This is a genomic window from Psychrobacter sp. 4Dc, assembly GCF_002836715.1.
GTDB lineage: Bacteria > Pseudomonadota > Gammaproteobacteria > Pseudomonadales > Moraxellaceae > Psychrobacter.
In genome coordinates this window covers 1-854 of sequence record NZ_PJAT01000082.1, presented here as the reverse complement: position 1 = coordinate 854, position 854 = coordinate 1, and the positions used below count along the sequence as shown (strand labels likewise).

Sequence of the window (854 nt, the reverse complement as noted above, 5' to 3'; positions counted from 1 at the left end):
AGTCATTTTCCATCCAACCTTGGCGTAAAAACTTCACTTGAGCCCACTTTTTCTCGATGGGATTTAAGTCAGGACTATAAGGAGGTAAGAATAATAGCCTGTGACCATGCCTGTTAAGCAGCTTTTGAACGCGCTTATGAAAGGCTGCATTATCCATAACGATTACACATTTTCTCTTAAGCTTTGGTATCAGCGTGAACTTGCACCAGTGATAGAAAATCTTTTTATTAATGTTGGTCTTTAAGCAATTGAGTGCAAACAGCGTTTTGCCATATAGTGCACCAATGACGTTGGTTCGATCTTTGGCTTGCCAATTGTAACTGCCAATGCAGGGGCTACCAATGGGTGCATAACCACAAGGACGCATCGTTTCACTCTCAAACCCACTTTCGTCCATATAGACAATAGCAAAGCCTTGAGCAATGTAGTGGTTAAGCTTGGCTAGATAAGTCGCTCTTTTCACAGGACAGGCTTTGGGATGCTCAAGTGTCTTTTTTTTTGCTAACACCAATACGCTTTAAGGCTTTACTGATGCCTGTTGGGCTACAATCAAAACGCTGTGCTCGCTCATAGTGATAATCGTCAGGGTGGTCTTTGACATCTTGAGCTAAGGCTTCATCCTCTATTTTGTAGGGCTTAATATATCGAGTGGTTTTACTATGAAGACGCTTTTTCCACTTCTGGATAGTCGTTGGACTGATATCATAGAAAACAGCAGCTTCAGCAAAGGTCATGCCCTCATCTAAGCTTTTTAAGACTTGTTTGCGATAATCTAGGGAGTAAGTCATGGTTATTTATTGTGGTAATCGTTTAGTTGATTTATTTTATAACATTTTTGTGGTCAGGTGACTATA

At 40.6% G+C, this 854-nt stretch carries 2 protein-coding genes; both read right to left on the bottom strand.

What is annotated here, in order from left to right; translation table 11 throughout:
* Positions 1 to 508, bottom strand: a 508-nt coding sequence (locus tag CXF61_RS05015; RefSeq protein ID WP_227526606.1) for a transposase, incomplete at its 3' end; no start/stop codon positions are given.
* Positions 483 to 788, bottom strand: coding sequence for an IS630 transposase-related protein (locus tag CXF61_RS05010; RefSeq protein ID WP_075103765.1), 306 nt, complete (start codon positions 786 to 788; stop codon positions 483 to 485). The genes CXF61_RS05010 and CXF61_RS05015, both read right to left, overlap by 26 nt.
* Positions 789 to 854 lie beyond the last annotated feature (66 nt).